The organism is Acinetobacter sp. CIP 102529 (genome assembly GCF_000368325.1).
In the GTDB taxonomy this organism is placed as follows: Bacteria; Pseudomonadota; Gammaproteobacteria; order Pseudomonadales; family Moraxellaceae; genus Acinetobacter; species Acinetobacter parvus.
Genome location: NZ_KB849355.1, coordinates 1,405,137 through 1,426,275 on the forward strand (window position 1 = coordinate 1,405,137; position 21,139 = coordinate 1,426,275).

The 21,139-nt window shown below is 40.7% G+C and carries 19 protein-coding genes; 14 read left to right on the forward strand and 5 right to left on the reverse strand.

Annotated elements, in window-relative coordinates; all coding sequences use genetic code 11:
• The first annotated feature begins 30 nt into the window (after positions 1-30).
• The 8 genes from F972_RS12025 to rdgB all read left to right on the forward strand — a co-directional run bounded on the left by F972_RS12025 (position 31) and on the right by rdgB (position 7,255).
• Positions 31-714 carry a Fe2+-dependent dioxygenase gene (locus F972_RS12025; RefSeq protein WP_004757131.1) on the forward strand — a complete coding sequence of 228 codons (684 nt, stop codon included), beginning with the start codon at positions 31-33 and terminating at the stop codon, positions 712-714.
• 521 nt (positions 715-1,235) lie between these two features.
• Positions 1,236-2,933 carry a 2-isopropylmalate synthase gene (gene leuA / locus F972_RS12030; protein WP_004757130.1) on the forward strand — a complete coding sequence of 566 codons (1,698 nt, stop codon included), beginning with the start codon at positions 1,236-1,238 and terminating at the stop codon, positions 2,931-2,933.
• 103 nt (positions 2,934-3,036) lie between these two features.
• A complete protein-coding gene (gene metX / locus F972_RS12035; protein WP_004683221.1) occupies positions 3,037-4,197 on the forward strand; it encodes a homoserine O-succinyltransferase MetX in 1,161 nt (386 codons plus the stop codon).
• Positions 4,197-4,790: a methionine biosynthesis protein MetW gene (gene metW / locus F972_RS12040; RefSeq protein WP_004678509.1), complete on the forward strand. Its 594-nt coding sequence runs from the start codon at positions 4,197-4,199 to the stop codon at positions 4,788-4,790. Before metX ends, metW begins: the two co-directional genes overlap by 1 nt.
• Positions 4,787-5,374: a tetratricopeptide repeat protein gene (locus tag F972_RS12045; protein WP_004757129.1), complete on the forward strand. Its 588-nt coding sequence runs from the start codon at positions 4,787-4,789 to the stop codon at positions 5,372-5,374. The genes metW and F972_RS12045 overlap by 4 nt, the downstream gene beginning before the upstream one ends.
• Before the next feature lie 157 nt (positions 5,375-5,531).
• Positions 5,532-6,113 carry a class I SAM-dependent methyltransferase gene (locus F972_RS12050; protein WP_004757128.1) on the forward strand — a complete coding sequence of 194 codons (582 nt, stop codon included), beginning with the start codon at positions 5,532-5,534 and terminating at the stop codon, positions 6,111-6,113.
• 1 nt (position 6,114) lies between these two features.
• Positions 6,115-6,555 carry a hypothetical protein gene (locus F972_RS12055; RefSeq protein WP_004757127.1) on the forward strand — a complete coding sequence of 147 codons (441 nt, stop codon included), beginning with the start codon at positions 6,115-6,117 and terminating at the stop codon, positions 6,553-6,555.
• 76 nt (positions 6,556-6,631) lie between these two features.
• On the forward strand, positions 6,632-7,255 hold the full coding sequence (gene rdgB, locus F972_RS12060) for an RdgB/HAM1 family non-canonical purine NTP pyrophosphatase (RefSeq protein WP_004757126.1): 624 nt from the start codon (positions 6,632-6,634) through the stop codon (positions 7,253-7,255).
• Positions 7,256-7,272: 17 nt separating this feature from the next.
• Here the strand turns inward: rdgB and F972_RS12065 are convergent, their stop codons facing one another.
• Positions 7,273-8,160, reverse strand: coding sequence for an AEC family transporter (locus F972_RS12065; protein WP_004757124.1), 888 nt, complete (start codon positions 8,158-8,160; stop codon positions 7,273-7,275).
• Positions 8,161-8,312: 152 nt separating this feature from the next.
• Between F972_RS12065 and tatA the strand changes: the two genes are divergently transcribed.
• The 4 genes from tatA (at position 8,313) to F972_RS12085 (ending at position 11,923) form a co-directional block, all read left to right on the forward strand.
• The gene (gene tatA / locus F972_RS12070) at positions 8,313-8,528 is read left to right on the forward strand and encodes a Sec-independent protein translocase subunit TatA (protein ID WP_004757122.1); all 216 of its coding nucleotides are present in this window, start codon (positions 8,313-8,315) and stop codon (positions 8,526-8,528) included.
• 12 nt (positions 8,529-8,540) lie between these two features.
• The gene (gene tatB, locus F972_RS12075) at positions 8,541-8,981 is read left to right on the forward strand and encodes a Sec-independent protein translocase protein TatB (RefSeq protein ID WP_004757120.1); all 441 of its coding nucleotides are present in this window, start codon (positions 8,541-8,543) and stop codon (positions 8,979-8,981) included.
• Positions 8,978-9,742: a twin-arginine translocase subunit TatC gene (gene tatC / locus F972_RS12080; protein ID WP_004757118.1), complete on the forward strand. Its 765-nt coding sequence runs from the start codon at positions 8,978-8,980 to the stop codon at positions 9,740-9,742. Before tatB ends, tatC begins: the two co-directional genes overlap by 4 nt.
• Before the next feature lie 180 nt (positions 9,743-9,922).
• Positions 9,923-11,923: a PhoX family protein gene (locus F972_RS12085; protein ID WP_004757116.1), complete on the forward strand. Its 2,001-nt coding sequence runs from the start codon at positions 9,923-9,925 to the stop codon at positions 11,921-11,923.
• Positions 11,924-12,157: 234 nt separating this feature from the next.
• Here the strand turns inward: F972_RS12085 and F972_RS12090 are convergent, their stop codons facing one another.
• The 4 genes from F972_RS12090 to F972_RS12105 all read right to left on the reverse strand — a co-directional run bounded on the left by F972_RS12090 (position 12,158) and on the right by F972_RS12105 (position 16,960).
• Positions 12,158-12,808 carry a hypothetical protein gene (locus F972_RS12090; protein WP_004769867.1) on the reverse strand — a complete coding sequence of 217 codons (651 nt, stop codon included), beginning with the start codon at positions 12,806-12,808 and terminating at the stop codon, positions 12,158-12,160.
• Positions 12,809-12,886: 78 nt separating this feature from the next.
• On the reverse strand, positions 12,887-14,422 hold the full coding sequence (locus F972_RS12095; RefSeq protein WP_004757112.1) for an alkaline phosphatase: 1,536 nt from the start codon (positions 14,420-14,422) through the stop codon (positions 12,887-12,889).
• Positions 14,423-14,442: 20 nt separating this feature from the next.
• The gene (locus F972_RS12100; RefSeq protein ID WP_004757110.1) at positions 14,443-16,035 is read right to left on the reverse strand and encodes an alkaline phosphatase; all 1,593 of its coding nucleotides are present in this window, start codon (positions 16,033-16,035) and stop codon (positions 14,443-14,445) included.
• 142 nt (positions 16,036-16,177) lie between these two features.
• Entirely contained in the window at positions 16,178-16,960 is a 783-nt protein-coding gene (locus F972_RS12105) for an NRDE family protein (protein WP_004757109.1), read from the reverse strand.
• Positions 16,961-17,069: 109 nt separating this feature from the next.
• Between F972_RS12105 and lgt the strand changes: the two genes are divergently transcribed.
• Both lgt and F972_RS12115 read left to right on the forward strand, forming a co-directional pair.
• The gene (lgt, locus tag F972_RS12110) at positions 17,070-17,882 is read left to right on the forward strand and encodes a prolipoprotein diacylglyceryl transferase (protein WP_004757107.1); all 813 of its coding nucleotides are present in this window, start codon (positions 17,070-17,072) and stop codon (positions 17,880-17,882) included.
• Positions 17,883-17,968: 86 nt separating this feature from the next.
• The gene (locus tag F972_RS12115) at positions 17,969-21,127 is read left to right on the forward strand and encodes a type ISP restriction/modification enzyme (RefSeq protein ID WP_004769869.1); all 3,159 of its coding nucleotides are present in this window, start codon (positions 17,969-17,971) and stop codon (positions 21,125-21,127) included.
• Positions 21,128-21,139 lie beyond the last annotated feature (12 nt).

Genomic DNA, 21,139 nt, shown 5'->3' on the forward strand with positions numbered 1-21,139 from the left:
CATAAGTTATTCTAAATAAAAGGTGTTCGTGTGATTCATCATATCCCCAATGTACTAACAAAAGAGCAAGTTCAATACTTCCGTGATGAAATGGACAAAATTGAATGGGTCAATGGAAAAGTTACCGCAGGCACTTTATCTGCGACAGTAAAACAGAATCAACAACTCCCTGAAGATCACCCGCTCACGCATCATCTTAGTACCATTATTTTAGAATCGCTTGGGCAGCATCCTTTATTCCTTTCTGCAGCTATTCCTTTAGATATTATTCCCCCTCTATTTAACCGTTACGAAAACAATGAATCTTTTGGTTTTCATGTCGACAATTCAATTCGTCGTATTCGTGGCACCAATGAACGCTTGCGTACCGATTTATCCTGTACGGTATTTTTAAGCGAGCCTGACGAATATGAAGGTGGTTATCTCGTGGTTGAGGACACTTATGGCTATCATGAAGTTAAACTTCCTGCAGGGGACATGATCCTCTACCCTTCTACCAGTTTGCATGAAGTAACTGCGGTAACGTCGGGCTGTCGTATTGCTTCCTTCTTTTGGGTACAAAGCATGGTACGCGATGATGCTGATCGTCATATGCTGTTCAATCTTGATCAAACTGTGCAAAACCTACGTATGCAGTTGGGTGATCAACATGAAGAAGTGATTAAGCTCACCAACCTTTACCACAACTTGATGCGCAAATGGGCTGAACTTTAAGGCCTTAAAACCGATTTGAAAATACTTGCTACTGCAGTCGCCCACATCCAAACAGTAGCGAGAAAAATTTAAGTAAATATTGTGATTTACTTTTACAATCATTTAAACAATTACCAATATTCAATAAAAAATACTCATAAATAAATAAAATTAGAAAAAAAATCTCATTATTGTTTTATTCAATCAGATATTCGGAAAACATTCTCAACACAAGCGCGATATGATATGACTATGAACTTAGCACTCATGCAATTTTTCCTAAAAGGTTTGCATAAGTGAAACCTTTGTATTGATCTTGATGGTTACATGATGAAAACGAATGTTATTTTTGCTTTTCCGACTCACGCTCAACCTCAATTGAATCTCCTGATGCTGCGCCACGTGCGCCTATAAAAAATTTGCTTTTCTAAGCAATTTCCTCTGAATATCCCTTTAATTTTGTTTAAATAGACACCATATATTATTAGTAGTACGTTGCATTTAATAAGACCGAGCAACAGGCACTACACAAGGAGTTCCTCATGATGTTGGCAGATCCAAGCAAGAAATACCGTCGTATGTACCAGCGTGTCGACTTACCAGACCGCCAATGGCCAAATAACGAAATTACCAAAGCGCCAATTTGGATGAGTACCGACCTACGTGACGGTAACCAAGCGATCTTTGAGCCAATGAACATCGAACAAAAATTCAAAATGTTCCAAATGCTTGTGAAAATTGGTTTTAAGCATATCGAAATTGGTTTCCCATCTGCATCTCAAGTTGACTTCGATTTCACCCGCAAATTGATTGAAGAAGGTCATATTCCAGATGACGTGTATATTGAAGTCTTGGTACAAGCACGTGACCATTTGATTGCACGTACTTTTGAATCTTTACAAGGTGCAAAACGTGCAATTGTGCATATTTATAATGCCAACTCGCCTACCTTCCGCCAAAAAGTCTTGAATGTAGATATTGCGGGTGCCAAACAATTGGCCATCAACGCTGCAACCAAAGTAAAAGAATACGCAGCGAAGCAACCTGAAACTGAGTGGGTATTCCAGTACAGCCCAGAATGTTTTACTGCAACTGAGTTAGAAGTAGCTAAAGATGTATGTGATGCGGTAACTGAAATTTGGGAAGCATCGCCAACCAATAAAGTCATTTTAAACTTGCCTGCAACAGTGGAAGTATCTACACCAAACGTGTATGCCGACCAAGTGGAATGGATGCACCGCAATATTGAGCGTCGTGATGGCGTGATCATTTCAGTGCACTGTCACAATGACCGTGGTTGTGGTATTGCCGCTTCTGAATTGGCCATCATGGCGGGTGCAGACCGTGTAGAAGGTTGTGTATTTGGTAACGGTGAACGTACCGGTAACGTAGACGTTGCGGCAATTGCCTTAAACATGTACACCCAAGGTGTTGCACCTGAGTTGGATTTCTCAAACATCAACGAAATTATTGCTACAGTTGAAGAATGCACAGGCTTGCCAGTACACCCTCGTCATCCGTATGCAGGTGACTTAGTCTTTACTGCATTCTCTGGCTCACACCAAGACGCAATTAAGAAAGGTTTTGAATTCCAGAAAAACGAAGAAATTTGGGATATGCCTTACTTGCCAATCGACCCGAAAGATTTAGGGCGTGACTATGATGCGGTGATTCGTGTCAATAGCCAATCTGGTAAAGGTGGTATTGCCTATTTGTTAGAGTCAAACTACAACGTTGCTTTACCACGCCGAGTACAAATCGAGTTCAGCCAAATCGTACAGCAACATACTGATGAAAACGGTACAGAAATCAGTGCACATGAAATTTGGACCTTATTCCAAAATACCTATGTGGATGTGAAAAATCGTCATTACCAAACCAAGCATTATCAATTGTCTGATATTAATGGTACACAAATCATTGAATTAGATATTGAAATTGATGGTGAAGTACAACGTTTACGCGGTGAAGGTAATGGCCCAATTTCGGCAATGCTCGATGCGTTACAATTGCCAATTGATGTTGTAAATTATGAAGAGCGCAGCATCGGTTCAGGTGCCAATGCCAAGGCCCTTGCCTTGATTGAGCTTCAGGTCAAAGGCACAGGTAAGAGCGCATTTGGTGCAGGGATTCATGACAATATCGTCACCTCGTCCATTGAAGCGATTATTGCATGTACCAATCGTTTAATTGAACAAGGTGTACTTACAACTAAGCAAGTTGCTGCTGCGGCAGTTTAAGCAAAGCTGAGTTGTAATATCAGAAAAAATGACTTTTGAAAGGATACCTGAATTGGTATCCTTTTATTATTGATCAAAGATTTATACAAGGCGAATCATTCCAGTGTCTTTTCCATCGGATTCAGTGGGTTTAGTCACACCACAAAAATTTCAATTTGAGCAACCATTAGAGCTTGAATGTGGGCGTATCCTGCCACGTTTTGATTTGATGGTTGAAACCTATGGAACACTTAATGCAGATAAATCCAATGCAATCTTAATTTGCCATGCATTATCTGGGCATCATCATGCTGCGGGTTATCATCATGCAGATGATAAAAAAGCAGGTTGGTGGGATAGCTGTATTGGTCCTGGCAAAGCGATTGATACCAATCATTTTTTTATTGTTTCTTTAAATAATATTGGTGGTTGTAATGGTTCAACAGGCCCAACATCGCCAAACCCTGAAAATGAAAATCGTCCTTATGGTCCAGATTTTCCATTAGTCACTGTGCGTGACTGGGTAAAGACCCAAGCCATGCTATCTGATCGCCTCGGAATTGATGTTTGGTTTGCCGTGATTGGTGGTTCGTTAGGTGGCATGCAAGCACTACAATGGTCATTGGACTATGCTGATCGTTTAAAAAAATGTGTCATTATCGCCAGTGCACCAAAATTATCGGCACAAAATATTGCCTTTAATGAAGTTGCTCGCCAATCGATTCTCTCTGATCCAGATTTCCATCATGGGCGTTACTTGGAAAATGACAGTTATCCAAAACGTGGGTTAATTTTGGCGCGTATGGTCGGTCATATTACGTATTTGTCTGAAGAAGCCATGAAACAGAAATTTGGTCGTGATTTGAAATCTGGCAAATTTATGTATGGTTTTGATGTCGAATTCCAAGTTGAAAGTTATTTACGTTATCAAGGCGAACAATTTAGTCGCAATTTTGATGCAAATACTTACTTGATTATGACCAAGGCCTTGGATTATTTTGATCCATCTCGTGAGTATGAACATTCCTTGACTAAAGCAATGAGCAAGCCTAAATGCAAATTCTTGGTGATTTCATTTACGACTGACTGGCGTTTCAGCCCAAGTCGTTCACAAGAATTAGTTGATGCTCTAATTGATAATCATAAGCCCGTCAGTTACTTAGATATTGATGCAGAACAAGGTCATGATTCGTTCTTGTTCCCTATCCCACTCTATGTGAAAACATTAAGAGCCTTTTTAGGTGGAGCGCAACAGTTGCAATCGACCCGTTTGGAGAATATCTAATGCGTATAGATCAACGACTGGCTGAAAGATGGATTAAACCTGATTCCAACGTACTGGATTTAGGCTGTGGTGATGGTGAATTACTGGCGCATATGAGCAAACAGCACAATATTCGTGCTTACGGCTTAGAAATCGATCAAGAAAAGATTGCAATTGCCATCAGTCGAGGGTTAAATATTATCCAACAGGATTTAAACTTGGGTTTAAGCCGTTTTGCCGACCAGTCGTTTGACTCTGTGGTTATGGCACAAGCTTTGCAAGCTGTAGATGCGCCCGATGTATTACTTCGTGATATGGTGCGTGTCGGAAAACAGGCAATTATTACTTTTCCAAACTTTGCGTATTGGAAGACTCGTTCTTTTCTTGCATTGAAAGGGAAAATGCCTGTCTCGGAAGCTTTACCCTATATGTGGTATAACACTCCGAATATTCATTTATGTACTTTCCGTGACTTTGAAGCCCTATGTGCTGAGAATCGGATTAAAATTATTAATCGACTTGCCGTCAATGGTGACCAACAAGGTAGTATGCTCAGTAAGCATATGCCGAACCTATTTGGTGAAGTCGCAATTTATCGAGTGAGCGCTCTATGAAAAAGACATTTATCAGCACATTTTTATTTGGTCTGATCAGTATACAAGCGCACGCTGACTATGTTGCTCAACCACAATCAGTTGCAACACAGGCAGCGCGATATTCAGTGATGGGTATCAGTGAATTACAAAGCGCAGCAAAATCTGGTCAAGCTGGGGCACAATTTTATCTAGCAACACGTTACCAGTTTGGTAAAGAAGTGGCTAAAGATGAAAAACAAGCTTTCACTTTATTCAAGGCAGCAGCAGATCAAGGTTTATCTGCTGCACAGTTAAATGTCGGTCGTATGTATGCAGATGGCATCGGTACGAAGAAAGATGAAGCTTTGGCGCGTAAATATTTCGAGAAAGCTGCGAGTAATGGCGATAACCGTGCCAGCTTCAATCTTGCAATGATGGAAGAGCAAAAGAAAAATTTTGTTGGTGCTTATCAATGGTATGAATTATCTACCCGTGATGGCATGCTGGATACTAAAGTCATCAGCCTATCTGAAGGGAAGAAAACCGCGTTGGCTGCTAACTTGACTCAAGATCAGATTCGTACTGCACGTGACCGTGCTGATAAATGGATTCAAGCGCAATAATCTTGCTTAGATCTATTGAGTAATATAAAAAACCGACTTGTAAGAGTCGGTTTTTTATTGGTTTTATTCCAAATTGATTTAAATGTAGTTCAATTTCTACTTTTACAAAAAGATCTTAAGCTGCTATTTATCTTAAATTGTTCATTTTTTAGTACTCATGTCTCAGATATGTGCGGAACTCACCCAAGATCAATCACATCGTCCGATCTTGGAATATGCACTCCAGTATATTGATGCGACCCTCCCTCGTGTTGCCATTGATTGTGGATGTGGCGCAGGCAATGAAGCAGCCTTCTTACTCAAACATGACTATCGGGTTTATGCCTTTGATCCCTCTGAAGCAGCACAACGGGCATGTCAGTATCGATTTAAAAATCATCCTAAATTCTTTTTCTCAAATCATGTTTTTGAGAATTATCCGTTTCCATCAGCCAGTATTATCATTGCCCTATTCAGTCTGTTCTTTTGCGCCCCTAGCCAAATTGATCATGTACTCGCAAAGATGAAACATGCCTTGCCGCAAGGCGGGATTTTATTAATACAACTTTTAGGTCAAAATGATGCTTGGTTATTACAACAGCCTCAGACCATGCAAGGATTTAATCGCCAGCAAATTAAACAACTGTTCATTGAAGATTATGAAATTTTATTGAATCAAGAAACCAGAACAGAACATCCAAATGCTCACGGAAAAATTAAATTCTGGAATTTCCACACACTGATTTTGAAAAAACTTTAGCATGAAATTTTCTTTTACCGTTACACCCTATTCAGATGGAATTTATGCTGGTCTTAACATGCAGATCATTCCCTATGATTTGCAACAAAATCCAAATTGTGATCATTCAATTGTCATTGATGAAATCGCATTTTCTTTAGTAGAGCACTTATTTTTAAGGGATAAAAAGCCTTGGTCACACTGGGGAAATACATATCTTGATGCAGGAGAAATAGCGCAAGTTATTGCAAAACTTGATACATATAAAGTTTACTTAGAAGCTAAAAAATATTTACGCTATAACGATAATGTTCGTCTTTTATTTAAACAAGAAACAAAATTTTTTAAGAAAAAATATCCAAAATATAAAGTGGAAGTGATCAAAATGATGGATGATCTTATACGTTTCTTAAGCAAACTATTAGAACAAGATGTTGATGGACTTACTATTATCGGTGTTTAATCATAAAGATATACAACCGACTTAGACCACCAAATCGAGTACAATTCATCTGATTTAAAATATTGAGATTTTCAGCATGTCTACCCAAGCATGGCTCAACCAAGGCAGCCTTGTCCTTGCAAGCAATAACAAAGGTAAAGTTGTTGAATTTGAACATCTGTTTCAACAACTGAATCTTCCTGTCGAGATTATTCCGCAAGGCAAACTCGATATTGAAGATGCGATTGAAGATGGTCTTAGCTTTGTTGAAAATGCCATTATCAAAGCACGTCATGCATCTAAACTTTCAGGTAAACCTGCACTGGCAGATGATTCTGGACTATGTGTCCCGATCTTAGGTGGCGCACCTGGGATTTACTCAGCACGTTATGCAGGCGAACATGGCAATGATGCTGCCAATAACCAAAAACTGTTGGCTGATCTTGCACCTTTGCGTAAAGAAGGCGAAACCATTGAAGGCATGTTTGTTTGTGTCTTGGCATTGGTCACCCATGCAGAAGATCCACTCCCACAAATTTTCCAAGGCATTTGGAAAGGTGAGATTTTAGCCGCCGCACGTGGTGAAAACGGTTTTGGTTATGATCCTTTATTTTGGCTACCAGAACTCAATGTTTCGAGTGCTGAACTCAGCAAAGCTGAGAAAAATAAGATCAGTCATCGCGGCCAAGCGATGCAGCTGTTTAAAGCCAGTTTGGTTTAAAACCCTAAAGTGCTCTCCTATATGAGGGCACTTTTTATATGCAGCAATAGACCATAGATCACAATCACCATACAGCTTACGATGGTTCCTGCAGCAATATAGCGAGCTGAAATGCCCGTACCTTGGTAATGCGTTTCCAAAGCAACAATATTAGCGGCAGGCGGCAGACAAAATAAAAAGAACAGCACAGGTATCAAGAATTTAATCTGTGGAATCTCAATGCAATAATAAGTCACGCTACAAATGACCAGACCACACAATAATTTCAGCATCAGTGTGCGCGTATTTAGCCATAAGTCAGCCCGATGCACCCGTGTATATCTGAGCCACATCCCTAAAATACACATCCCTGCAAAACTCATCCCAAATTTGGCAACATCATACAGCCCTTCTAGAACAAGATTCCCCTGTAAACGTTGAATACCACATAGCCATAAAATCAATGCTGCAAACAAGGCCAAGACTGGCGGTGATTGTAAAACTTTCTGGAAAATCACTGAGGCGTTTGATGATTCTTTTGAAACTGCAGTCACTGCCCAAATATTGCCAAATAAAGATCCGCCAATATACAGTGCAATCATCGCTGCACTGACTTGCTCGCCAAATAAGGCTATGGCGAATGGAAAACCAAGCCAACCAATATTGCTATAACTAAAACAAAGTGCCTGCAAACGGTCTTTAGAGAAATAGGCAAATAAGTAAAACAGCAAGATCGATGAAATGAAACTAAATAGAATAAGTGCAAAGCTACCTGCCTGATAGAACACCATATTGTAAATAATCACTACAGGAATAAATAACCGCGCCAATAAAGCAGATAAGATTTTTTTGGTCTGTTCTGAGACTTTGAATTGAGCGATCAAAAGCCCGAAAACAAAGGCGCCTATTGGGAGGATAAAGGTCATGTCAATCTAGTTTTTATCACTTATTTATACGCTGCTTATGCTAGCACTATTTGCAGGAAAACAGCTGCTTTGTCTTAAAACTGCAATATAAGTGTCACATCTTTGTCATGGCCAACTGTTGAGATATAGCAAAGTTTTATAGGAATAGAAGAATGGCTGGCTTATCAATTTGGCATGTACTAATTTTTGCAATTGTCGTAATTTTACTTTTCGGCACATCTAAGCTTAAAAACTTAGGTAAAGATGTCGGTGGTGCAGTAAAAGACTTCAAAAAATCAATGAAAGAAGAAGAAACAGCTGCTCCTTTAAATGAACCTCGCACCATTGATGCTCAAGTTAAAAATACTGAAAACTCAGTAAAAGGCTAAGCGAGCACGACTATGCTGAATTTGGGAATGACCGAGATCTTTTGCTTTGCAGTGATTGCATTGCTGGTGCTTGGCCCGGATAAATTACCAGAAGCTGCCCGGTTCGTAGCGAAATGGTATGGAAAAATTAAAAAATTTATCAACAACATTCAGAACGAAATTGACCGCGAACTCCGCCTTTCTGAGTTCCGTGAAGAAATGCAAAAAGAAATTGATAAAATTACTGAGCTCGAACGCAGGATGCAACAACAACTCGATGCGCTTAAAGGCACACAAACACCGTCAGAGACAGAAGTTGCAGAAACCAAGACTCAGTCACCCGTGATTTATAGCCATTGTTCAGAGCAACGTATTGTCCCTTTCAGTATTGCCTATCAAAAGCATTTACCTCATCAGCTTGAGTCGCCCTTATCGGCACCAAAGTTTGATACAGAATTAAAGATTGCCGTATGAGCCAATTACCATCAACCTCAGCCAGTACTGAAGAATCTCTGCAACAAATGCCGGTGATGCAGCATTTAATTGTGCTGCGACAATATCTGTTTAAGATTGTTGGGGTGACGATTCTTCTTTTCTTCTGCTTATTGCCATTTAGAAATACCACTTATCAGTGGCTCTCTGAACCGTTAAGACAGCAGTTACCCGCAACATCAACCATGATTGCAACCGATGTTACTGCAACATTTATGGCGCCCTTTAAGCTAAATTTATTTGTAGCCTTTATGCTGGCGATGCCCTACATCATTTATCAGATCTGGTCATTTATCAGACCTGCACTATATGAAAAGGAACGCCATCTGGCCATTCCCCTGCTGTTAGGCAGTATCGTGCTGTTTTATCTGGGTGTGGCATTTGCTTATTTTATTACGCTGCCTGCAATTCTGCATTTCTTTATTAGTGTCTCCCCTGAAACTGTTGCACCAATGACCGACATCAATAGTTATTTAAGCTTCTGCTTAAAGCTGTTTTTAGTCTTTGGTTTCACCTTTGAAATCCCGATTATTACCCTTGTCCTGATTTTAATTGGTGTGGTGAGTACCCAGAGTCTGGTGGAAAAACGCCGCTTCATTATTGTGGGCTGCTTCTTTGTGGCCATGTTTGTCACACCACCCGATGCCTTGTCCATGATTATGCTGGCGGTACCCATGTGGATGCTGTTTGAACTTGGTTTACTGTTCGGAAAAATACTGGAAAAAAGAAAAGTAGCCGACTAAAAACAGCCTACAACTCCCTGAAAAACTTCAGGGAGTTTTTTATTTTAATTTCATATTTTTTAGTCACTTATAAAAAACAAATTGTCTTAAAACTGCATTAAAACTGTCAAAAAAATGTCATCTCTGCTTCATAGAATCTATCAGGATTTATTTACCCTATATTAAAGAAATGGATTTACTATGACAGCCAATACCCATCAGCCAAGTCGTCGTGATATTTTAAAATGGTTCGCAGGCGTTCCATTTTTACCCCTCGGAGCAATGAGTACCGCCGCCGTTTTAACAGGCTGCAATGATGACAATAATGACTCTGCTATCACCCCTACACCTCCTGCTGCCAAATTTAAAAATGCAACATTTACCCCTATGGCAGCTCCGAATCTAAGCAACCCTGCTGCAATGGCAACCACCACCGTTGCCTCAACGCTCAGTATCAATTGGGATGATGGTTCAAAAACCGATTACACCCTTGCTTATAAGCCTTTCTTCACCACAGGTGACATGGTAACTGATGGCAAAGGCGGTAAAATCCTTGCTGGAGGTTATGTTGATATCAATAACCAACCGATTATCGATAAATCAAAAGCAGGGCAAGAACGCCAATTCTTTTCAGACTGTCCAGATGGAAGCTCGTTGATTAGCTTTAAACAAGCGACAGGTAAAGATTTTACCGATGCAGATAAAAAAGCCTTAGGTGTTGCAGGAAATCCTGTTTTCCATGTGGTGCAATTTGAATATACCACTCGTGATCAAAGCCTAAGTTCTATGTATGGTCTTTTACCTTCACCAATTGCCATTTTAACTCTGGATCAAGACCCTAAAACAGGTCATTTATCTTTAGTGAAATATCACAATGTGGATACCTCCAAGGTCAATGGCTTATGGATTACTTGTGGTGCCAGCTTATCGCCATGGGGAACACATCTTTCGAGTGAAGAATACGAGCCTGATGCAAATAACGTTGCAGGAAGCTATCTACCTGTATTCAGTAAAAACCTATTTGGCGACAGCAATAAAGGCAATCCTTACCACTACGGTCATTTACCAGAAGTGACGGTTAATACCGATGGTACGGGTTCAATTAAAAAACATTACTGTTTAGGTCGTATTTCACATGAGCTAGTACAAGTCATGCCAGATAACCGCACGGCGTTAATGGGTGATGATGCAACCAATGGCGGCTTGTTTATGTTCGTTGCAGATAAAGAAAAAGATTTATCTGCAGGCACACTCTATGTTGCTAAATGGAAACAAACATCTGGCGTAGGCCCAGGTGCGGGTGATATCAGCTGGATCAATCTTGGTCATGCAACAAGCGATGAAGTAAAAGGCTGGGCTGATCAATATAAAATTTCTGATCTTATGGATGTCAAAACTGCTGATCCTAAAGATGCAAGCTATACCAAGATTCGCTTCAGTGGCAAAGATAACTGGGTGAAATTAGTTGCAGGTAAAGAGCGTGAGGCTGCATTCCTTGAAACCCATCGCTACGCAGCTTTGGTCGGTGCAAGTATGGGATTCACCAAAATGGAAGGTACAACGGTCAACATTAAGGATAAAATTGCTTATTCTGCAATGTCTTATGTTCAGTCTTCTATGATTGACAAAACCACTGATATCCAAGTCCAAGGCCCGAAAGCAGGTGCCGTGTATGCTCACACCTTAAAAGGTAGCCAAGTTGATCAAAAAAACCAGTTGATTAATAGTGAATGGGTATCGATACACATGGAAGCTCCTGCGGCTTTGGTTGGTGAAGACCTTGCTACTGCTGATGCCCTAGGTAACCTTGCCAATGCAGATAAAATTGCAAACCCAGATAACATCAAGTTCTCTGAAAATTTACGTACCCTCTTCATTGGTGAAGATAGTGGCATGCACATCAATAACTTCTTATGGGCTTATAATGTCGATACCAAACAATTAAGCCGTATTTTATCCACCCCTGCTGGTGCTGAATCAACAGGTTTGCATGCTGTAGATGCGGTGAATGGTTGGACTTATATCATGAGCAACTTCCAGCACCCGGGTGACTGGGAATCTCCATTACACGATAAAGTAAAAACGACACTTGATCCTTTAGTCCGTGCAAACTACAAAGACCGTTTTGCTGCTGCGGTGGGTTATATTACTGCAGATCCAATTGCACCTTCAGTAGAAAAGAAAGCTACCACAACGAAATAAGCAAGCATTGAAAATACAAAAGCCGACATCATGTCGGCTTTTGTTTACTTGAAGGAATCCATCAAGATGATGATCATTCAACAGACTTAAGTGCCAGAAGGGTCAACCTGTTGAACTGAGGCTATTAAAAGGTTCTGGATCGCAGTGATCACCCCGCTGACCCTTTTAATGAGTCTTATTATGATAAAGCCCCTTTAAGAAGGGGCTAAATCCAAGCACGCAATTTTAGTTCAGTTAATCCCCAAAATCGGAATAGTCCTTCGTTGTAAACTTACTATATGTTTTCCAAGGTTCGGCAATATTCACCTGTTGAATATTGGCTTTTAGGATGTCGTAACGCAAACCATCCAGACTACGAACTTCAACACGTTTGGCAATGCTATTGCGGTTATCCCACTCAATACTCATTTTATTTTTCTTATTCTGAGTCTCATACCATGTAGTGTTTGCATCCTTTTTCTTCACTGTCATTGCTTTTAGACTTTTAGGGTCGATTAATGAATAAACACATGACCAGCAATTACTTAAGCCTAACATATCAACATCGGCATCCTGTAAATGCACAACTGTTTTATCTTCCATCAACACTAAATTGAGTTTTGGCTGTTTTTTATGATCAATAAAATAATGCTGCGCTGCTTCAGCCAAATCTAAATGTTTATGCCCACCTTTCTCCTGACCATGTTGATGATGTTTAGGCAATACACGCTCAATCCAGATATTCTGTGTATTACGATACATACGCTCCTGAAACACACTGGTACGTGTCACACCATCATTCCCAATGGTTTGAGTCTCGCGCATAATACTGGCACTTAATAAGGGTGCAGCATGCAAAGAAGTCATCCCCAAGCAGAGTAAGACCGAACTAATCACAAGACGCATGTTATTTCCTACATAAAAAAACCTCAGTCATAGTGACTGAGGTTTCTTGCAATATGATGAAAAACTTCAATAAAAGGTTTATTTAAAGCCAAATGCTTCTTTTAATTTGCTAAACACCCATGCATTTTCTCTCGTCCCTTTAAAGACTTGTGAACCTGCGCCTTCAGCAAACAATAAGACATCTCCACCACCATGTGTTTCAGAGCCAGGACTACCAAGTTTTACCCCAACCTCTTGTAAATAATCATCGGCTGCTGCCTCATTGTCAGTAATATCGATGCGTGACGTTGGACGTGGCCCACCACCATTACCAAACACTAAAGTGGTTGAGGTCTTGCCTTTCGCATCAAAGTTAGGGGCATGTTTCTTGCCATCCTCTAATACACGGGTACGCGTATCTGATGCTTTCGCCTCTTGATAACTATAGCTTAAGCCTAAAATACCTGGATTCGTCGCCGTGGTTTTGCCAGTACGTGCGGTATAACCATTAAACGTCATGGTATGGTCATGGTCAGCCGTGACGACGATTAAGGTATTTTTTAACTCAGGATCAGTTTTCTTGATTTTATCCAGTGCGGTCTTGATCGCATTATCAAAGGCAATGGTATCTTGTAAAGCACGTTTGGCATTGGTTCCATGTAATGCATGGTCAATACGTCCGCCTTCAACCATCAAGAAGAAGCCTTTACCAGCAGTATCTTGTGCCTGTAATAAATCAATCGATTTTGCGGTCATTTCAGCCAAACTTGGTTGATTCGGTGCCGTTCTAGGACGATCCAAGTCATATTCCAGATGAGAGGTTGCCGAATAAAGACCGATATATTTTTTATTCAGTGGCGCAGCATCCATTTCTGCTTTTGTCGCACCGACGGTATAATTCTTCGCTTTTAGCTCATCCAGCAAATTACGTCCATCAATACGTCCTCGTTTATTGTCAGTCGCATTATATGGAGTGAAGTGGTTACGACCACCACCCATGAGCACATCTACGCCATCGAGCAGTTTAGGGTTATAACCTGCACCACCAGGAATCACTTGACGCGCAATCTCATATTGCGCATTACGATTACACACATGAGCAAAAGTTGCAGCTGGGGTTGCGTGGGTTAATTCTGTCGTGGTAATCGCCCCCACCTTTTTGCCATTGGCTTTGGCCAATTCAAGAATCGTATCAGCAGGACTGCCTGCTGCTACACTCGAGCCAGGCGTTGGGCAGTTATTCACAGCATTCGACACTTTCGTTCCATCAGGTGCCGTACCTGAACTTGGCTCAACAGCGATCGTTCCCGGTGTCATGCCAATCACATCATTACGGGTTTTTTCCCCTGTCATATAGGCTGCCATTGACGGCGCACTATCAGTGGTTTGACCATCTTCTGAATAAGTCTTGATGCGTACGGTACGGCGCAAGGTGTCCATGGTTAATTTGCCAGATTCACCATAGCCATAAATACGGCTTGCCGTGACCGTAGTTGGCCCCATACCATCACCTAAAAAGAAAATGATATTTTTAGCTTCGCCCGCCGCCTGTACACCTGTACTTGCAGCCAAGAGTGCAACAGTTAAAGCAGATGCTTTCATACCCAACTGACCTAATTTAAATTGTTTTAACATCATCATTCTCCAGTCTGTTGTTATTTATCTAGGCCAATGGCTTTGCGAACTAAATTAAATACTTCGATATTTTCCAGACTGCCGTGGAAGTTGTCTGACCCCACACCAATCGCGCCGAGGAACACATCAGTACCGCCATGCGTTTCACTATCAGCGAAACCAGTCTGCACCACTGCTTCTTGCTGGAAATCATCTGAAGCTGTACCCGTACACCAACCATCTTTATCAATATCCGTCCCACGGCTATCGGTATATTTACCTGCTGGGCCTGCTGCTGGATTACAACTATCGTTATCAGCTAAAACACCACGGGCTTCAATACGGTCATTATCTAAACGTTTTTTACCTGTACCAAAGCCAATAATTGGATATGGATTGCCGTTGACATCGGTTGAGAATCCCGCTTTGTTATAGTTCTTCACTAGGCCCAAGACACTGGTCTCAGCACCTTTCACATATTTACCTGTACGCTTCGCATAACCATTCAAGACCATGGTATGGTCATGGTCAGCAGTCACCACGATCAAGGTATTTTTTAGCTCTGGATCAGTCAGTTTAATTTTATCAATCGCTGCCTTAATCGCATTGTCAAAAGCAACCGTATCCTGCAACGCACGTTTTGCATTGGTGTCATGCAAAGCATGGTCAATACGGCCACCCTCAACCATCAAGAAGAAACTTTTGTTTTTTGCCTGTAGGACATCAATCGCTTTGGTGGTCATATCCGCTAAGCTAGGTTCATCAATCTTCTTATTGGTACGATCCAAGTCATAATTCATATGGCTGGCATTAAAGAGACCCAATAATTTTTTAGTTTTGCTTGGATCAATTTTTGCAAGGTCAGTACCACTTGAAACAAAGTTATAACCTTGATCTTGCATTTCTTTTACTAGGTCTCGGCCGTCAGCACGTTTACCGCCTGCAACAGTCGTCGGTTTAAACTGACGTAAACCACCACCTAACACTACATCTACACCATCTTTAAGCTTGCTGTTATAAGCGCCCCATCCTGTCCCTTTACCTGCAGGAACAAGCTGTGCAGCAATATCATTCTCTGCATCACGATGGCAAACATGAGCATAGGTTGTGGCTGGCGTTGCATGGGTAATACGCGTGGTAGTTACTACCCCTGTGCCCATCCCCTGAGCTTTGGCAAGTTCAAGTAAGGTTTCAACAGGTTTTTTACCTTTATTATCGCTAACATCATCACAGGTACTGGTTCCATCTGCTTTTGGTGCAGATGCAATCGTTCCTGACTGCATGGAAATGACTTCATTTTTCATTTTCACGCCAGTCATATAAGCCGCCATAGACGGCGCGCTATCGGTCACCTGACCATCTTCCGAAAAAGTGCGTACAAAAGCAGTTTCTGGCAGTGTATCAATGGTCAGATCACCATCTTCCCCAACAGAATAAATTCGTGATGCCGTTAAAGTGGTAATCCCCATACCATCACCCAAAAAGAAAATCACATTTTTAGCTTTTGGTGTTGTAGGTACTTCCGTTTTGTCGTTTTTATCACTGTCGTTACACGCAGTCATGCCAGCTGACAGAACTGCCATTAAACTGACCGCCAAGAGCTTTTTGGAAAAGCTCATCTTTGATAAGAACATAAAATATCCCCAGATCTATTTGTTTGGACGTAACTCGATTGGCTACACCTTAACAATGCTGGGTGAACCTTTTATGTCACCTTGATGACAGTATTATTTCATCTTGTTGTTTTATATTGAAATTATGTTATAACATATCATTTTAAGGCACTAATTTTAACTGAAGATCAACAATTGCACCTCGTGACGGCCCTTGCTGGGATTTTTCCAGCCAATGCCACTGTGTCGGGCTAAGTCTTAAAAAATTTGAACAGCGTGTTCCATACACTGGACTCTGAATGAAAGTAGAGGACAATAATTCTTCCATTTCTGTATTGATTCCCGTATCGGGTAACAAATCTGAAATCACCTTTCGCTCATCCTCCAAAATATCCCAAGCGGCGGCGTCGATTGCGGATTCAGTCATTTGTGTTTGCTGCAACATCGGTAAAAATTCTTGGGTAAAACGCTGACGCAAATGTCGGGTTTTCTCCCAATCTTCAGACATGAGGCCATTGGATACCACATACACGCCATTGGCGAGCACTTGCGGCGCTTCACCACGGTTACTCATATATACCGCTTGTGTTCGATCACCCACAAATAAGTTAAAGCCCGCATAGTCCTGCTGCTGTTGCTCCAGCTGCTGGGCAAACCGAATCGGCGCCAAGTCACTTTCTAAAAAGGATTGAATCAAGTACCCACGAGAAGTGGTATAAGCCTTCTGCTCCCGACCATTGCGAAAATTGGTCACAATCGCCCAGCGACCAGAAGCCGTCACCCCCATCCATGTCCCGCCTGACTGTAAATCCTGTCCTGCGACAATGCTGCTATTTTCCCATACATGCAAGGCAGAACTTGGTCGATGGTAAAACTCATCACGATTTGAAATTAAACATAGGGGCATCTCATCCAGTACCTGCCATGCAAAAGCGACAATACACATAAATCCTTTTCTCCCGCCTTTTGGAACCTTGATCTTTCACATTGAATGTACAACATTTTTCACATCATTCCGCTACAATCTGCTCAAAATATAAAATTGAGGAGCAGCGATGCTGACCTATCCAAATATTGATCCAGTTGCACTGAGCTTAGGACCAGTCAAAGTGCACTGGTACGGACTCATGTATCTGTTGGCTTTTCTCTGTGCATGGGGCTTAGCATCGTATCGCGCTAAACAACGTGATGGCTGGACAGCCGACATGGTGTCAGATCTGGTCTTCTACGGTGCATTGGGCGTTGTGCTTGGCGGACGTGTTGGTTATGTGTTGTTCTACGAATTTGGTAAATTCTTAGAAAATCCACTGTGGTTATTTCAAGTCTGGACTGGTGGCATGAGCTTCCACGGCGGCTTCCTCGGTGTCATGATTGCGATGTTATTTTGGTGTAAAAAATACCAAAAAACCTGGTTCCAAACCTTGGACTTTATCGCACCCTGTGTACCAACAGGCTTGATGTTTGGGCGCTTTGGTAACTTTATTGGGGGAGAACTGTATGGTCGCCCAGTACAAGATCCAAGCTATCCATTCGGGATGATTTTCCCAACAGACCCACTGGGCTTGGTTCGTCACCCGTCACAGATTTATCAGGCACTGTGTGAGGGTCTCATCCTGTTTATCGTGCTGTGGTGGTTTAGCTCAAAGCCCCGTCCACGTATGGCAGTTTCAGCTTTATTCCTGATGGGCTATGGTGTGGCACGCTTCTTTATGGAATTCTTCCGCCAACCCGATGCAGATCAGGGCTTTATCCTGTTTGGCTGGATGACCAAAGGGCAAATCCTAAGCTTCCCAATGATTATTATTGGGCTATGGATGATGTGGTATGCCTACCGTAGAAAAATCTATGACTGGCAAGTAACCAAATAAAAATGATGGGAGCTGATGCCCCCATTTTTATGGATTTTTTATTATATAAATTATATTGTTAGCTTAAACAAATATGAGACAACAATATGAGTCACTTTATTTCAACCTATATAGACCGTATTAATCATCGTTATCGACTTGGCAATGCGACAGAACATACCTTTCGTGGCGATCTTGCCCAACTGATTGAATCGATAGTCCCAGATATTACTGCGACCAATGAACCTAAAAGGCAATCTTGTGGCGCACCTGACTATATTTTGACAAAGAAAAATATTCCCATTGGCTTTATTGAAGCAAAAGATATCGGTGATAAAGACTTAGACGGATTGAAAAAGACAGGAAATAAAGAACAATTTGATCGTTACAAAGCATCATTAAACAATCTTATTTTTACGGACTATCTCAATTTTCATATTTATCAGGATGGCGTATTTATCACTAAAATCGCCATTGCTGAGGTGACTGGCAATCATATCCGAGCGCTTCCTGAGAACTTTACTGTCTTTGAAAATCTCATCAAGAATTTTTGTACCCATATTGGACAAACCATTAAAAGTCCTAAAAAACTTGCAGAAATGATGGCAGCAAAAGCGCGTCTACTTTCTGATGTGATTGAAAAAGCCTTAACCAGTGATGAAGATAGCTTTGAGGACAGTACATTAAAAGACCAAAAACAAGCCTTTAAACAAATCCTGATACATGACATTACCCCGAAAGGTTTTGCTGATGTATATGCTCAAACTATTGCTTACGGTATGTTTGCCGCACGTTTACATGACCCGACCTTACCGACTTTTAGCCGACAGGAAGCGGCGGAACTGATTCCTAAAACCAATCCATTTTTACGCAAACTATTTGGCTATATTGCGGGCCCTGATATTGATGACCGTATTAAATGGATTGTCGATAGCTTGGTTGATGTTTTTCTACATTGTAATGTACATGAAATCCTTAAAAATTATGGGCGTTCCACCAAAATGGAAGACCCGATTATTCACTTTTACGAAACTTTCTTGAGTGAATATGACCCCAAATTGCGTAAAGCTCGTGGCGTTTGGTACACCCCTGCCCCAGTGGTCAATTTTATTGTGCGTGCCGTAGATGATATTTTAAAAACCGAATTTGGTTTAGCGCAAGGTTTAGCCGATACCAGTAAAACCACGATTGAAGTAGAAGCAACAGGTACAGCCATTACCAAAGGTAAAGCCAAAGGCAAGCGTATTACCGAAACCAAAGAAGTGCATAAAGTGCAAATTCTTGACCCTGCCACAGGTACAGGGACGTTTCTTGCCGAAGTGGTGAAACATATTCATCAAAAATTTGCAGGGCAGCAAGGCATTTGGAGTAACTATGTCGAAAGCCATTTATTACCACGTTTAAATGGTTTTGAGTTGCTCATGGCAAGTTATGCAATGGCGCATTTGCAACTTGATTTGTTGCTAACCGATACAGGTTATAAACCCAAGCAAGCGCAACGCTTACGAGTGTATTTAACCAACAGTTTAGAAGAAAGTCACCCCGATACAGGCACACTGTTTGCCAATTGGTTAAGTAGCGAAGCCAATGAAGCCAACCACATAAAACGTGATACACCTGTCATGTGTGTGATTGGTAATCCACCGTATAGTGTTAGTAGTAGCAATAAAAGTGATTGGATCCAAAGCCTCATTGCTGACTATAAAAAGAACTTAAATGAGAGGAAAATTAACCTTGATGATGATTACATTAAATTTATCCGCTACGGACAACATTTTATAGATAAAAATGGAGAAGGCATTTTAGCCTACATTTCAAACAATAGTTTTATTGATGGCATTACGCACCGTCAAATGCGTCACGAATTACTTAAAAGTTTCGATAAAATTTATATCATTGATTTACATGGAAATACTAAGAAAAAAGAAACCACACCTGATGGTCATAAAGATGAAAATGTCTTTGACATCATGCAAGGCGTATCGATCAACATCTTTATTAAAACAGGTAAAAAGAAAAAAGATGAACTTGCTAAAGTTCTCCATCACGATTTGTTTGGTAGAAGACAATTCAAATATGAAAGCTTAAATCAATTTTCTATAAACCAAATATCTTGGCAAAACATACACCTAGATGCACCAAATTACTTTTTCGTAAAAAAAGATCTAGAACTTATCAATCATTACTCAAAATGGTTTAGTGTTGCGGAGTTTTTCAAGATTTTTAGCACAGGTATTGAATCAAAATGTGACGACATCGCTATATCTTTTAATAAAACATCTGTTAAAAATATTCTTTCAGATTTTCAAGAATTAAGCTCTCAAGACCTATTAAAAAAATATCAAAGACCAAACTCAAAAGGCTGGTCATATGAGAATGCGAAAATAGATATACAAAACAATAAACCTGAAATCATAAAAATTTCATATCGTCCTTTTGATATTAGATTTTCAGCATATACTGGATTTTCTAGTGGATTTATGGGACGTCCTAGAAATGACACCATGAGACATATGATTCATGAAAATTTAGCAATCAGCTCTACACGAAGTAGGAGAAATGATGCAAGCTGTTATTTCATTACACAAAATATTACCGACAAAAGCATTAGCTCATCGCTGGATAACAATTATATTTTTCCTCTCTATCTTTATAATGACACCACCCAAAATACTTTAGACAAGCAAGCGATCCGCACGCCTAATTTAAATCAAGACATTGTCGAACAGATCGCATCCAAGATCGGCTTAAGCTTTACCGATGAAAAAGAAGACATTCACGGTACATTTGCGCCAATAGACCTACTGGACTATATCTATGCAGTTTTACACTCGCCAAAGTATCGAGAAACCTACAAAGAATTTCTAAAAATCGACTTTCCACGTGTGCCATATCCAACTAACACCAAAACCTTTATTGAATTGGTCAAACTCGGTGGCGAACTACGGCGCATTCACTTGCTCGAAAGTCCAACCGTTGAGCAATACATTACTCAATATCCAGAAGACGGCGGCAATATCGTCGAAAAACCAATCTATAAAGATGGACATGTTTATATTAACGACACGCAATACTTTGCCAATGTGCCTGAAGTGGCATGGACTTTTTATATTGGCGGTTATCAACCTGCTCAAAAATGGCTCAAAGACCGTAAAGATCGGGCTTTAGATTTTGAAGATATTTTGCATTATCAAAAAATCATTGTTGCGTTGACCGAAACAAATCGGATCATGCAAGAAATAGACACCGTATTAGTAGAGATATAAAAATAAAAGCCA